The 14,106-nt window shown below is 54.3% G+C and carries 10 protein-coding genes; 2 read left to right on the forward strand and 8 right to left on the reverse strand.

Going from position 1 to position 14,106, the window contains the following annotated elements:
- Positions 1 to 57: 57 nt before the first annotated feature.
- The gene (locus EH198_RS04110) at positions 58 to 873 is read right to left on the reverse strand and encodes a DUF2935 domain-containing protein (RefSeq protein ID WP_124694242.1); all 816 of its coding nucleotides are present in this window, start codon (positions 871 to 873) and stop codon (positions 58 to 60) included.
- Between the two features lie 161 nt (positions 874 to 1,034).
- Positions 1,035 to 2,333: an alpha-glucosidase/alpha-galactosidase gene (melA, locus tag EH198_RS04115; RefSeq protein ID WP_124694243.1), complete on the reverse strand. Its 1,299-nt coding sequence runs from the start codon at positions 2,331 to 2,333 to the stop codon at positions 1,035 to 1,037.
- Positions 2,334 to 2,579: 246 nt separating this feature from the next.
- Here melA and EH198_RS04120 point away from each other — a divergent pair, with 246 nt between their 5' ends.
- Positions 2,580 to 3,440 carry a helix-turn-helix transcriptional regulator gene (locus tag EH198_RS04120; RefSeq protein ID WP_124694244.1) on the forward strand — a complete coding sequence of 287 codons (861 nt, stop codon included), beginning with the start codon at positions 2,580 to 2,582 and terminating at the stop codon, positions 3,438 to 3,440.
- A gap of 130 nt (positions 3,441 to 3,570) precedes the next feature.
- On the opposite strand, the gene EH198_RS04125 is transcribed toward EH198_RS04120, so the two are convergent.
- From EH198_RS04125 to selD, 3 genes are all read right to left on the reverse strand, one after another.
- Positions 3,571 to 4,779, reverse strand: coding sequence for an MFS transporter (locus EH198_RS04125; protein WP_124694245.1), 1,209 nt, complete (start codon positions 4,777 to 4,779; stop codon positions 3,571 to 3,573).
- Between the two features lie 244 nt (positions 4,780 to 5,023).
- The gene (gene mnmH, locus EH198_RS04130) at positions 5,024 to 6,097 is read right to left on the reverse strand and encodes a tRNA 2-selenouridine(34) synthase MnmH (RefSeq protein WP_124694246.1); all 1,074 of its coding nucleotides are present in this window, start codon (positions 6,095 to 6,097) and stop codon (positions 5,024 to 5,026) included.
- A 22-nt stretch (positions 6,098 to 6,119) separates the two neighbouring features.
- Positions 6,120 to 7,169 (reverse strand): selenide, water dikinase SelD, encoded by a 1,050-nt coding sequence (selD, locus tag EH198_RS04135; protein WP_124694247.1) that lies wholly within the window; start codon positions 7,167 to 7,169, stop codon positions 6,120 to 6,122.
- Between the two features lie 155 nt (positions 7,170 to 7,324).
- On the opposite strand from selD, the gene EH198_RS04140 reads away from it, so the two are divergent.
- Positions 7,325 to 8,401, forward strand: coding sequence for a permease (locus EH198_RS04140; protein ID WP_124694248.1), 1,077 nt, complete (start codon positions 7,325 to 7,327; stop codon positions 8,399 to 8,401).
- 395 nt (positions 8,402 to 8,796) lie between these two features.
- Here the strand turns inward: EH198_RS04140 and EH198_RS04145 are convergent, their stop codons facing one another.
- The 3 genes from EH198_RS04145 to EH198_RS04155 are packed head-to-tail and all read right to left on the reverse strand — an operon-like array spanning position 8,797 to position 14,062.
- Positions 8,797 to 10,992: a DEAD/DEAH box helicase gene (locus EH198_RS04145; RefSeq protein ID WP_124694249.1), complete on the reverse strand. Its 2,196-nt coding sequence runs from the start codon at positions 10,990 to 10,992 to the stop codon at positions 8,797 to 8,799.
- A complete protein-coding gene (locus EH198_RS04150; protein ID WP_124694250.1) occupies positions 10,989 to 12,311 on the reverse strand; it encodes an ATP-binding protein in 1,323 nt (440 codons plus the stop codon). Before EH198_RS04150 ends, EH198_RS04145 begins: the two co-directional genes overlap by 4 nt.
- Before the next feature lie 8 nt (positions 12,312 to 12,319).
- Positions 12,320 to 14,062 (reverse strand): TerB N-terminal domain-containing protein, encoded by a 1,743-nt coding sequence (locus tag EH198_RS04155; RefSeq protein WP_124694251.1) that lies wholly within the window; start codon positions 14,060 to 14,062, stop codon positions 12,320 to 12,322.
- Between the last annotated feature and the right edge of the window lie 44 nt (positions 14,063 to 14,106).

Raw genomic sequence — 14,106 nt, forward strand, 5'->3', positions numbered from 1 at the left:
CCGCACAAAAAAAGACGAGCCGATTTCAGCGCGCCTTTTTTCCGATGAACCAAAGAATTAATGCAGAATTTCCTTCTTGTCTACTCTTGCCCCCGATAAGGATCGATCGAACATATCAAGAATAAAGAGGAACCGTTCGGCTTCGCGGAATACATGATCCGCGAGCAGCGGATGAATAATGCTTTTGATCCGGCAATCATTGATTAAATCGCGCGCCGTTTTCTTGAAATCGCGCAATGATTGCACCGAGACCTTGTTCTCATCAACGAATTGACTGAGCAGCGGTACGGTTTGAGATTGAGGGCGCATGCTGCTTAAATCTGTCGCTTGGAACACCAGCATATCAAAATCATTGCTGAATTCTCGCGCTTGTTCAACCAATTTCCGTTCAGACGGATCAAGCAAATGACCAATAAATTTGGCATGATCGGCCATGATTTTTAAGAAAAATACATTTTCATCGATAATTGCATCTGGCAAAGGTTCGAGATTTCCGGTATTGAGTTCTACCAAGCGGTTTCTGAAATAATTGGCTTCCCGGCTCACATGGTCTACCAGCAGCGGGAAGTTGGTTTGTCCGGGGAGTTTACATTGCAAGATCAGGCCAAGCACCTTACGCTTAAACGCCCAAATCTGAGTCGCTGCAATACATACTTCCGTATTAAATTTCTGGATCGTATTTGGATCGGCATTGACCTGAAATTCGTGGGATCTTCTCTCAATATCCTCAAAAATCGCATAAAACCGGTTTGCTTCCTCTTTTAGCTGAGTATCCTCGCATCTAAAGCCTAATCCGAGAAACAGGGAGTGCTCCTTCATTATTCTGGACCAAAATCGTATTTCGTCTAGCGACCTGGCAACGAATTCATTCAATTCGATCTCCCCTTTGCCGAAAAAATCACTTGTTTTAGGGATATGGAATTGTCTTGTCCATTATGACACCCGGTTTTGTCTGAGGGGGAAAACTATACATAAAAAGAAACCCGGAGTTTAAAAGACCGGGTCTCTGATTTAAATGGGGCTATAGTTGGGAATTATTCATAGCGCGGGAGCCAATCCCCATGTGCGGCAATCAGATCATTGCACATGCTGACAATGTCGTCCATGGACAGCTCCGCGGCCGTATGAGGATCGAGCATCGCCGCATGATAGATATGCTCTTTCTTGCGCGTTATCGCCGCTTCGATGGTCAGAAGCTGGGTATTAATGTTCGTGAGGTTCAGCGCTGCAAGCTGAGGCGGCAAGTCTCCGATAAAGGTCGGCTGGACTCCGCTGCGGTCGACGAGACAAGGCACTTCAACGCACGCTTCCCTCGGCAGGTTCGTGATAAGGCCGGTGTTCATGACGTTGCCGCCGATTTTGTACGGAACGTTCGTTTCGATTGCTTCCATGATATATGATGCGTACTCATGCGAGCGAGCATGCTCCAGATTGCGGTTGTTCACCAGCTCTTCGCGCATATGCTCCCAGCGCCCGATCTGTTCTACGCACCGGCGCGGATATTCGTCCAGCGGAATTTGAAAACGGTCGATCAGTTCGGGATAGTTCCGCTTGATGAAGTAAGGATGATACTCCGCCGTATGTTCCGAAGATTCGGTATTGTAATACCCGAACTTCTGCATAATCTCATAGCGGACCATGTCGTTATGGGGTTCCCGTTGCTTCTCGGCGGCCCGTCTCTTAATTTCCGGATACAGGTCCTTGCCGTCCTTCGTAACCTCCAGCAGCCATGCCATATGGTTGATCCCGGCGATTTTCGCCTGAACGCCTTCCTGCTCAAGGCCCAAATGCTCGAACAGATGCGGCACGCATACCTGCACGCTGTGGCATAGGCCGACCGTCTTGACGCCGCCGTACGTATTCATCACATTCGTAAGCACGGCCATCGGGTTCGTATAATTTAAAAAGAGCGCGTCCGGACACACTTCACGGATATCTGCGGCAAAATCGAGCATAACCGGAATCGTGCGCAGGTTGCGGAAAATGCCGCCGATGCCGACGGTGTCGGCAATCGTCTGACGCAGGCCGTATTTCTTCGGAATTTCAAAATCGGTGATGGTGCAGGGATCGTAACCGCCCACCTGAATGGCGTTGATCACGTATTTGGCTCCGCGCAGCGCCTCTTTGCGGTCGGAGTAGGCTTTGATTTCACAGGTGCTGCCGCCGCTTTGTTTTAAGTTGAGCAGCATATTCTCGGAATCCGACAGACGCCGGGAATCAATATCGTACAGCGCCAGCTCGAACCCTTGAAGCGCGGGCGTCGCCATGCAGTCTCCTAGTACATTTTTGGCGAAAACCGTGCTTCCTGCTCCGATGAATGTAATTTTGGACATTGATCATATTCCTCCTTGTATCGGGTGACGAATACATCCGTACAGCGCATTATCTTTAGGAAAAACCTTGATAAATCAAGGGAAATGCGTGTATGTCGATGATTGCGTTCCCTTTCTTCCCTTCCTACTATAGAGCAGAGTACCCGAAATTTATATGGAGGAATAAAAGGAACATATGGAGGTTTGTCGTATAATTAATTTAAGGTGTTGAGAAAAATATAGGGTTTTCTAAAGCTGGAGGGTCCCATGAATTTCGATCATTATCAATTTGAAATCGGCATTAACCTGCAGCCGGAGGCGGGAGAACTCACGGTTCTGTTCAGCGGAGAGGGCAGTCCCAAGCCGGGCCACAAAGTCGGCCCTTCCGTTCACGATTACTATTTGATTCATACCGTTCTGTCCGGTCAGGGCGTGTTCGTAAGCGAGGGTCATGCTTATTTATGTCAGGCGGGGGACACCTTTATGATTTCGCCGGGTAAATTATTCAGCTACGAATCCGACCGGCGAACGCCATGGCATTATGTTTGGGTGGCGGTTCAGGGAGAGCATGCCTTGCGGCTGCTGAAGGAAGCGGGACTCAGACCGGAGAAACCGGTGCTTCAGGGCGCCGACCCGGCGGCTCTGCATTCCTTGTACCAAAAGATTCGGCTGTCTTTCAAGCAATCGCCCTATCCCGGACTGGAAAGCCTGGAAGCTTCGGGCTGGCTGAGATTGCTCTTTCACAGATTGGGGCTTGCAAGCCGAAATTTGGAGAATGCGTCCGCCCGGCAACCGGAGATGATCGACCGTCAGGTTGAGCAGGCTATACGCTGGATAACCCTGCAGTATCATCAGCAGCTTGGAATCGGCCAGATCGCTTCCGCACTGGGCTACCACCGGGCCCATTTCTCCAAAGCCTTCAAGGAACGGACCGGCCTATCCCCCAAGCAATACCTGATGAAGATCAGGATGGACAAAGCAAAGGAACTGCTGGCAAGCAGAGCGTTGACGATTGATGAAGTCTCATCGTCCGTCGGCTTTAACGACGCGCTCTACTTCTCCAAGCAGTTCCGCAGCTGGTTCGGACAATCTCCGAGTGAATACCGCAGCGGGCTTAAGCCCCTTTAGGCTTAGCGGGGATAGGAACACGCTCCGTTAGTTCGGTCTCGTTTAGCACCCGGGCATGCGGACCTTTGTACTGATGATACCTGAGTATCTGATGCTGAGTAGGACCGGTTGCAGGAGTCCCGCAAGAATATCAATGCTTTCGGCTGGAGAGTCGGTGCGCCGACCAAACGGCAAACGCGGCAAAGACCAGTCCGCCGCCGGTCAGACAGACGCCTGTCCAGCCCCAGGTATGCCAGGCGAAGCTGCCAAGCGTCGAGCCGATGGAGCCGCCGGCGAAGGTACTGACCATGAATACCGTGTTGATGCGGCTCCTTGCGGCGGGGTCAAGGGCATAAATTCTTGCCTGATTGCTGACCTGGGTCCCCTGTATGCCGAGATCAAGAATGACGACGCCGGAAATCAGAAAAGCGATGGAAAATCCGGTCAAGCCGAACAGCACGAACGACAACAGCGTCAGCAGAACAAGAACGCCGATCATTCTTTGGGGCGCAACTCTGTCAGCCAGCCGTCCGACGACCGGCGCTCCGGCCGCTCCGGTGACGCCGACGAGTCCGAACAGGCCGGCAATTGAACTGGTGTAATGATACGGCGGACCTTCCAGGAAGAAGGTCAGTGATGTCCAGAACACGCTGAAGCTGCCGAACATGCAGGCGCCGATCAGGGAAGCCTCGCGCAGGGTGGCGTACTTCCGAACCAGTTGAAGCATGGAGCGGAGCAATTCACCGTAATGGGCCGAGACCATCGGCTTCGAGGCCGGAAGCAGACGATACATGATCAGCGCTAGAATCAGCATAAAGGCGGCCGCAATCCAGTACATGGATCTCCAGCCCAACAGATCGCCGACAATGCCCGACACGGTGCGGGCAAGCAGGACGCCGAACAGCAGGCCGCTCATAACCGTCCCGATGACCTTCCCCCTCTCCTCTGGTTTTGCTAGCTGAGCCGCCAGCGGAACGATGATCTGCGGAACGACAGTCGTGAATCCTATCGCAAAGCTGGCGAAATACATCCACCCGAGACTGCGGGATTCGGCAAAGCCGACTAAAGAAAGGGCAACGCAGACCAGCAGCAGCGAAATGAGGCTGCGTTTTTCACGGATATCTCCAAGCGGCACGAACAGCAGCATGCCCAGGGCATAGCCGACTTGAGTGAACATGGAGACATAGCCGACTTCGCCCGGAGACGCGCTGAAGGCGCGTCCGATGTCGGCGAGCAAGGGCTGATTGTAATAAAGGTTTGCCACGCCCAAACCGGAAGTAATCGCGAGAATGAGAATAATTCCTCTCGATAATCCCCTCCCTTGTCTGCCGGAATCGATTTCGGCAATGGATGAAGTCATAGCGGTTTACCCTCCGTTTCCTGCTGCAGATAATATAGCGGCTTTAGTTTAGTATTTATTATAGCAGCCGCTGTCAAATCTTAGATTCCACCGGATGTGAAATGAACAGCAAAGGTGACTCGGGCGACGAAGGAAAGATAAACAAAAAATCCCCGGATAACCGGGGATAGGAGATGCTTGCGGATCGAAGCCAAAATCAAAGTCATTGAATCCCATCACGGGAAGACAGGAGCGCCGCCTCTATTTACACTTGCAATCGCCGATCGCCCGTAGTCTGGGACCCGGGATGGCGATCTTGCAGCAAAGCGGCTACCGCCGTTTGCGCTTCCTCCACATTATTTACGTTTAATGTGATTTTTTCGGATTCGCCGTATTGTTGGGAGGTATAATCGTATTTCGGATCGTAATAATGCTCCAGCAGGAGCAGGACCGCATTCTCGAAATTCCCTGTAGTCAGGCTCCGGTCGATCTCTGCAGCAATGGGCACATGAATGCGGGATTTGATTCTGCCGAATGCAGCTAAAATCTCTTCCTGATGCTCGTGAGGCCGATAGTCCAGCATAATCTGAGCTACCCTGGCTTCAAGCGGCATTTCAATCCGAATTTGGGTACCGGTCTCTTTCTGCCTGCCCATAAACGGCGGCATTACGACCTTCCCGATCCGCATGCTTTCCGCCTCAAACAGCACATAAGGCGATTGTTCAAGCGTGACCAGCTTTTCCAGCAGCAGGCTGTCAAAGGTCTTCTGGTTGTTCGCGTGGAGTCCGACCTGTCCGAAAATCGAACCCCGGTGTCCCGCCATGCCTTCCAAATCGATAACGGGATAGCCGTTCTGTTGAAGACGGTGCAGCAGCGCCGTTTTGCCCGTCCCGGTGTTGCCGTGGATGATATAGGAATGCGGCTTGAAATCATAGGATTCCAGCGTCTCGACCACCCATTTACGGTAGGCCTTGTATCCCCCGGTTAAACGGTACACGTGAATGTCCATAAGGGAGAGCAGAGTCGCCGTCGTCCGGCTTCGCATGCCCCCTCTCCAGCAGAATACGGCTTTATTCCCTGGAATCTCCCCGAACTGCCGGATAAACGCCGGGAGCTTGGCGGAGACCAGCTCCAGCCCGCGGTCTTTGGCCGCCTGGATGCTCGTCTGCTTGTACAGCGTGCCGACTTCCGCCCTCTCCGCATCGTCGAAGAGAGGAATATTCAGGCTGCCGGGAAGCGTGGCATCTCTGTATTCGGATGGAGAGCGGACGTCAATGATAGTCATCTCTTTACGTTCTTTAAGGGCCCGAAGCTCTTCGAGCGAAATATCCTGAAACAATACTCTCTCTCCTTCTTATGCCTTAAACAACCGTAATTAGGCCCGGTTGCTCGGCGGTAACTTCTCCTATGACAGCGGCCTCTACGCCGGCGGCTACAAGATCTCCCAGGAGTGCTTCGCTCTCATGAGCGGCCACGGAAATTAGGAGTCCCCCCGAGGTGACGGCATCGCATAACAGATAACGGTCAATCTGATCCAGGGTTTCGGGATAGATGACCGAGCCTTCCAGATGAGCGAAGTTGTTGCGCGTTCCCCCGGGAACGAAGCCTTCCTCCGCCAGCTCGCGGGCTCTCGGCAGCACCGGTACGTCGTCTCTCCGAATGATAAGCCCGTTGCCGCTGCCCTTCGCCATTTCCGAGGCGTGTCCAAGCAGTCCGAAGCCCGTAACGTCCGTGCAGGCGTGAACTTCGTACGAGCCCATCACTTCCGCGGCCGTTTTGTTGAGTGTGGACATGACCGCAGTCAAACGTGCGGTTTCTTCAGGAGTCAGCTGGCTTTTCTTAATCGAAGTGGTCAGAATGCCGACCCCGATCGGCTTGGTGAGGATCAACTTGTCTCCCGGCTGTGCGCCGGCGTTGGTCCGCACTTTATCCGGATGGACAAGACCGGTTACGGCAAGTCCGAATTTGGGCTCTTTGTCATCGATGGAATGACCGCCGACGAGCGTGGCGCCCGCTTCGTTCACCTTGTCCGCGGCGCCGCGCAGAATATCGGCCAAAATGCTTTTATCCAGCGTGGAGATGGGAAAAGCGACAATGTTAAGGACAGTCAGCGGCTTTCCGCCCATGGCATAAATATCGCTCAGCGCATTGGCAGCGGCGATTTGGCCGAAGGAATACGGATCGTCTACAATCGGTGTAAAGAAGTCAACCGTTTGAACCAGCGCCAGCTCATCGGTCAGCTTGTACACACCGGCATCGTCGCTAGTATCGAGTCCGACCAGCAGATCGGGGTTCGGTACCGATTTCGGCAAATTCCGGATCACCTGCATGAGATCGGCGGGACCGATTTTGCAGCCGCATCCTCCTTTAGAGGATAAAGAGGTTAACTTTATAGATTCGGCTTGAGACATGGAAGATTCAACTCCTTAATTGTGAAATGAGGAACACAGTATCTAATATATTACATCATTCATGTATATTTTCGCAAAATAAGGCTTTTCCAGATTCAAGGTTATGCTATAATTGTAACATTTCGAGTTTAAACAGATGGAGGTCGTTCAGTATCATGTCACCTGCAACAAACGGTTCATTGCTTCCCCAAAAACACAGAGATATCAAGGCCATAGCGCTAGCGGTTATTTTTTTGGTTATCGCCATAGCCGGACTCTCCTATGTCAAGTGGTGGCCTTACTACCACAAAGCGTTTAAAGCTGCCGCCGAGCATTCCATCGGTTCTTCCATTTTGACCGGCAAGGAAGCGGCAGCTCCCGCGCCTTCGCTGCAAGCCGCGCTGGATTATGCGGCCGCTTATTTCAAATCGGTATGGAAAGCCGCGGTGCTTGGCATTTTGCTGGGCTCGCTCGTACAGGTGCTTATCCCGTCCAAGTGGCTTCTGCGCGTTCTCGGCAAGGCCAATTTCAAGAGTACGGCTCTTGCCGGACTTGCTTCTATCCCCGGCATGATGTGCTCATGTTGCGCCGCGCCGATTACGGTCGGACTGCGCAAGAAAAAAGTATCCGTGGGCGCCGCGCTCGCCTTCTGGATCGGCAATCCCGTCCTTAATCCGGCAACCCTGATATTCATGACTTTTGTACTGTCATGGAAATTTACAGTGATGCGGATCGTATTCGGACTTGCTCTGACGTTCGGCATCAGCTACATCGCCAATAAATTCGCCGGGAATACGACGGTTCCCGAGGCAATCGCCGAGCCGGTGAAGGCAGCTTCCCCAAATGATGGTCCGCTGCTGCTTCGCTGGACGGCCGCAGTGGGAAAAATGCTTCTTGCCGTCGTTCCGGCCTATGTCATTACCGTCCTTCTGCTTGGCGCGGCGCGGGCCTGGATGTTCCCGTCTCTTGGAGCCGGTGTCGCCAGCGGTATCCTCGCCGTCATTATTTTTGCCATCGCAGGAACGTTGTTTGTCATACCAACCGCGGCTGAAATTCCGATTATCGGAACCTTTCTTTCGTTTGGGTTCGGAACAGGCGTTGCCGGAGCGCTGCTCGTGACGCTGCCGACCATCAGCCTGCCGTCCCTGCTAATGGTATACCGTTCTTTTCCGCGACGGGTCGTATGGTTCGTCTTCTTCTCGGTTATAACTATCGGTATTCTCGGAGGCATCGTGGGCGCGCTGGTGCTCTAAGCGATCTGATAGTCCGGTTGAGTGCGATCTTAAGCAAAACTCCCTTTCAGCTGTTATCAGCGGATCGGGAGTTTTTAGCTTTTTCAGAAACACTTTGATGTAAAGACTACGAATTATACAAAAAATTACGAATCGGTCCATCGGACCGGACGAAGCGGAATTCCTCCCCCTAATTTTTGCAAAATGAGGCTTCTGTCAGGCTCAAGCGGGAAAAACTCCCTATAAAACTGGCGTTTCAGCCCGAAATGACGAGGAAACGGCCAATTAGCTGGAGCTTTTCCAGTTTATTGACTGAAATATCCTCATTACAGTGAATTAAAGGGAGGTTTTCCCGTTCATGCATGCACATGACTCTTGAGTTCAACTATAACCTTCGTTCAAGTTCTGACCGAGTGCTAGTCCATCCGCCAACGCTCCACCATCTCATGGAAGCCCGGGACGTCCAATCCGTCCACCGCAAACGCTTTGCGCAGCAGGTCTTGGGGAATCCACTCGTCGTATTTCCCTAAGTAGGGAGCTTCGCCCGGAGCCAGCAATTCCAGCGGGTCTACTCCTGCGGAGCCTGATTCCAGGATGGAAGCCTCCAGCCAATCGGCGTCCGCCTTTCCGGCGACGACCATGTAATAAGGCTCCATCGGCACAACCGAGCGCAAGGCCAGCGGACGCGTCAGCTTGTGCTTCAACAGCCGCTCCAGCGTGCGGAACGTGCGGCTGCCCGCCCAGGGCAGAATGAACAGCGAATCGCCGCCGGCCGGAAGCACGGAGCGCAGAAGCAATCCGCTCTCCCGTGCCAGCCGCCGAGCCCGCTCAAGCCGGGCTGCCGCTCTAGGCGCGAGATACGGGTAAAGAGCCGTATCTCCGAGTATGTCCCGGATTTTGGTCATGATCCGGGTATGCACATCGCCGCCTGCGCCAAGCCACAACGTATCGACTTTGCCGCGCGACGATTTCACATACACCGCCTTGTGGCGGTTGTCCACCTCTTCCACCTTCCACAGCTTGCCTGCCAGCGTGAAGCAGTAGCCCGGGGGCGGCACGGTCGTAATCGACCCGATTTCCTCCGTGCCGTTGTATACGACATGCTCCTCGTCGTCCTTGAAGACGGCCAGAAAGCGAAAGTTATTGACAATCTTCTCTCCGGCAAGACCGATCAGGAGGCTGCCTTCATCCATTTGCTCTATCTGGCCCATTCCCATCTGGTAAGCCATGAATGCTTCATAATCATCTTCGCTGAAATCCCGAAAAGAAGGGAGCGAGAGAACGGCTTCCCGCAGTTCTTCGGGCTCGGCCTCACCCATGCTCTTGAGTATGCTCATCGTCTGGTGATAAAGCAGACCCATCGGCAGCTTACGAACGGTCAGAGGCTCGACCCATTTCTCCCGAACATAAAGCTCAATAACGGCGATTGCCCGGAGCAGGGTCCAGGGCATGCGCGCCGGCAGCTGCGCTTCCTCGTCCTCTTCCTCCGGCGTGACGAACATCATCTCCGCCGCGGCGTCGCCCCGGCGTCCCGAGCGGCCAAGCCGCTGCACGAAGCTGGAGCAGCTGTACGGCGCCCCGAGCTGCATGACCCGCTCCAGCTCGCCCAGGTCGATGCCCAGCTCCAGCGTGAGCGTCGCTGCGGCAACCGCCGCACCGGGGCCTTCGCGGAGCGCGGCCTCCGCCTCCTCCCGCAGCATCGCGGAAATGCTGCCGTGATGGACGTGGAACACGTCCGGCTCCTGGCGCCTCGCCGCAATGCGCCTCATTTCAAGGATCGCCGTTTCCGCGTCGGTGCGGCTGTTGGTGAAGACCAGTGCTTTTTTAAGCCGGGTATGGTCGTAGATGTAGTCGTAATAGGCTTTGCGGGCAAGCTCCAACTGTTCGGATTGCTTCTCGTCCCGGGCATCGGGAAAAGAAAAATGCTCGACGCTCAAGCGAAGCTTCCGCCCGCCCTGGGGCGCGGATACCCGTACCTGCTCCCGCGTCCCCGCAGCAAGCCAGCGGGTTGCGGTATCATAGTCGCTGAGCGTAGCGGACAGCCCGATACGGCGCGGAGAACAGCCCGCCATTCGGGATATCCTTGCGAGCAGGCTGAGCACCTGGATGCCCCGGTCGGCGCCCATAAAGGCATGCACTTCGTCAATGATGACAAAGCGCAGATCGCCGAACAGCGCCGGAATGGCGTTCGGACGGTTCATCAGCAGGCCTTCCAGCGACTCGGGGGTAATCTGGAGCACTCCAGACGGATTCTTCATCAACTTCGTCTTCTCGGCCTGCGGCACATCGCCGTGCCAATGCCAAACAGGAATGCCGCCTTCGACCAGCAGGTCGTTCAACCTGGCGAATTGGTCGTTGATCAGTGCTTTGAGCGGGGCAATGTACAGAATTCCGACAGAGGAAGAGGGATTCTCATACAGATCGGTCAGCGCGGGAAAAAAAGCCGCCTCCGTCTTGCCCGACGCCGTTCCCGACGCGATCAATAGATGGTCCGGCGACTCCAGCAGCACCCGGCAGGCGTCCACCTGCGCTTCGCGCAGCGTTTCCCAGCGGTTTCTGTAAATAAACTCCTTGATAAATGGCGCAAGTCGGTAAAACGGGTTATCGCTCATAGCTCAAACTCCGCCAATAGATCGTCCATCGTATCCTTGCCGCTTTCGGAATTGCCGGCTCCTGCCCGTTCTCCGACCAGGCTTTCGAACGACGTATCCGGGTTGCCGTGCAGCGTATGAAGCAGGTCCATGAAATCCCGCACCAGTTCGCGGGGCGTCAGAAGCTCGTCTGCGCCCAGCCTTGAAGAGGCTTCCTCCATAAAATGAACAAGCTGGTCGTCGGTCAACGCGGACGGATAGCCGTAATGCAGCGAATGAATATCCCGAAGTCTTTGCAGCAGTACGAGAATTTCCTCGGAAGACAGCATGTCGAGCGGAATAATCGGCCCCGAGAAATTATTCGGAGCGGCGAAGCCGTACCGTCCGGCCACAAGTCTGGACCGCAGCGCCTCGTAGCTGAACAGTCCCCGCCGGTGATCCTCGACAAACTGCGGTGTTCCGCCAAGAAAAATCCCGAGATGCTCAGCCTTGCCCTGCATCGTATCGTTGAACATGGTCAGCAGCTTTTCATAGTTGCTCTGTCTGGAGACGCTGTTTGTAATTTTATACAAATTGACGCCTTCATCTATAAAGAGCAGCAGCCCCTTGTAACCGATGGCCGCGGAAAATTCCGCCCACAGCTTCATATAATCGTACCAGTTGTCGTCATCGATAATGACACCGACACCCAGCGCCTTCCGGGATTCCGTGCGTGTCGCGAATTCGCCCCGCAGCCAGCGCAGCGCCTCCTGCTTCAAATCCTCGTCGCCAATCTTGTGGCCGTTCCAATAAGCCGCCAACACTTTGGCGAAGTCAAAGCCATGCACCAGATTGCGCATATCGGAGGCGACGGCAAAAATCTCCTTCTCGACCTCTCCTGCAAAAGAAGGATGTCCGGGGTCCATCCCCCGTTCATTCATAATCTTCTGCTGCAGCGAGGATATCCATTTCTGGAGGATGACTTCCAGCGCTCCACCGTCCGGGCGGGTGCGAGTGGACAAGTGGCTCATGAGCTCCTTATAGGTGGCCAGGCCCTGTCCTTTGGTGCCGACCAGTCTTCGCTCGGGCGACAGATCGGCGTCGGCGACCACGAAGCCGCGGTCCATCGCGTAATTGCGGATCATCTGGAGCAAAAAGCTTTTGCCGCTGCCGTATTTGCCGGTAATCAGCTTAAAGGCCGCGCCACCTTCGGCAATGTTGTCAAGATCACGCAGGATCGATTCGATCTCCGCGCGGCGTCCGACGGCGATATGCTCCAGTCCGATGCGCGGGACAACGCCCGCCGTCAGCGAGTTGACGAGCGCCGTCGTCATTCGTTTCGGTATTTTTAGTTCGTTCATGCCTTATGTCACCTCTTCAAGTATTGCAGCAAAGTCACATGCTCGGGTGAGAGCTCTTCGCCGTCGATCAGCAGGTCGCCGAGCACATCCATTGCGACATCGTTGATTTCGTCAATCAGCAGATCAGGCAGCGCCGCTTGGGCAGCAGCAAGTCTGCGCAGCTCGGCTGGACCATCCGTCCCGGAAAGGGCCAACACAGCCTGACACTGCAAGGGACTGAGCGCGCCGGCCATTGCTTCCCATTCGTTCTCGGGCATTAAAGATGACGTCTGCGGCTTATCTGCTGCTGTCTGCGCTTCGTTAATGGCCTCGCTGCCCTGCGCATCAAGCACAACTGCGTTAGATTCGTCCACAGACGGCATTTCCGTCACAGGCCAATCACCAACGGTCTTCTCCTCTGCCGGTTCATCCACCGTCAGCAGATGGCGGACAACTTCAGAATCGCCGCGCAGCCGCTCCAGCTTGTCCTTGTCTATCACAATATCCGGCCCTTTCTCTTCCCTCTCCGCCTTGCGGAATTCCCGTTCAAGGAATTTGCTGACAAGCTCCTCAATGTCTTTATCTATACTAATTCCTTTCAGGCGCCCCCGGTAGTCCATCAACGCTCGCAGCTTATTTTCCGTAAGCCGGAACAGCCGGGTGATCAGGCTCCGCAGCGGAGGAGATTTACTAATACGGACGACAGGGACAAGGACGGAATAGCCGTACTGTGAAATATCATAGACGGCGCTGCGGAACAAGTAGCGTTCCCTCATCGCCGGCGGTCCGGGGGGAAACATTTCAAGCAGCGAAGCACCGTGCTTGCGCGTCACATAAGTGTTCACCAGACCAACTACCTGCGGAACAAAGCGTTCCAGCACTTCATTTCCGGGACCCGCATAAAACTTTGACTTGGTTATATCGTAGTCCGACATCAGCGACAGCGCGGTCAATGTCAGCTGCTCCGGCGCGGACGTAAGGCAGCGTTTCAGCTCCAGCTCCGCCAAATCTCCGCCCAGACCTTTAGCCCGGACGACAATTTCCCGCAGCGGAATATTCAGCTTATGGATAAAGGAGAAATCCGCAATCCACCCGCCGAGATAGTGATCGAGGCGTTTGAAGGTGCCGCGGTAAGCTTCCCATAAGCCGGATAGCTGTGCACAGCCGTTCTGCGGCGTATCCCAGCCGACACCATTGATCAGCTCATAGATATGCAGAAAAATATAAGACAAATCGGTTTCGGGATAACGGCCGTGCCGGACTTCATTCCGCCAATAGAAATACCATTTTGTCTGCGAACCGGTCATGTGCCCGTAGGTCGGCCAATAGCTCTTGAATTTGACGAATTCAGCTGAGTTCTCAGTATAATCGGCCAGCTCCCTTGCATGCTCTACGAACTGGCTTTCCGTCGTGGCCGGTCGGGAGGAGGAAGCAGTTTCTTTATCCTTTACAATCTCGTCTCTTCGGGGAACAGCCGCGCTTGGAAGTCCGCCGCGCTTCTCTTCCCTGCGACCGGAGAGCTCCAAATCCCACAGCTTCAGCTGTTCAGGTCTTTCGGGCATACTCCGGCTTTCCTTCAACCTCCGATTCTTATCCGCCTCGGCCGCTCGTTTCGCCTCCACCTCCCGAACCGCTTCGCGCGGAGGCACCGCCATATTTTTTTCATCGCCCTCCCAGATCAACTCCGAGAAATGCGGCTTGTCGTCATAGCTCATCGATCTATCCCGCTCCATTACCGGCAGCCCAAGAACCGCCCATTTAGTTCCTCCCATTATATCATGAATCCTATGATTTGCTTCCTATTATGGGAACGTTT

This window comes from Paenibacillus rhizophilus (assembly GCF_003854965.1).
In the GTDB taxonomy this organism is placed as follows: Bacteria; Bacillota; Bacilli; order Paenibacillales; family Paenibacillaceae; genus Paenibacillus_AQ; species Paenibacillus_AQ rhizophilus.

Excerpts from the sequence above, each read along its gene's own strand:
- EH198_RS04150 (WP_124694250.1), bottom strand. The coding sequence starts at position 12,311 with ATGAACGAACTAAAAATACCGAAACGAATGACGACGGCGCTCGTCAAC.
- EH198_RS04125 (WP_124694245.1), bottom strand. The coding sequence starts at position 4,779 with ATGACTTCATCCATTGCCGAAATCGATTCCGGCAGACAAGGGAGGGGA.
- EH198_RS04140 (WP_124694248.1), top strand. The coding sequence starts at position 7,325 with ATGTCACCTGCAACAAACGGTTCATTGCTTCCCCAAAAACACAGAGAT.
- EH198_RS04145 (WP_124694249.1), bottom strand. The coding sequence starts at position 10,992 with ATGAGCGATAACCCGTTTTACCGACTTGCGCCATTTATCAAGGAGTTT.
- selD (WP_124694247.1), bottom strand. The coding sequence starts at position 7,169 with ATGTCTCAAGCCGAATCTATAAAGTTAACCTCTTTATCCTCTAAAGGA.
- EH198_RS04120 (WP_124694244.1), top strand. The coding sequence starts at position 2,580 with ATGAATTTCGATCATTATCAATTTGAAATCGGCATTAACCTGCAGCCG.
- melA (WP_124694243.1), bottom strand. The coding sequence starts at position 2,333 with ATGTCCAAAATTACATTCATCGGAGCAGGAAGCACGGTTTTCGCCAAA.
- EH198_RS04155 (WP_124694251.1), bottom strand. The coding sequence starts at position 14,062 with ATGGGAGGAACTAAATGGGCGGTTCTTGGGCTGCCGGTAATGGAGCGG.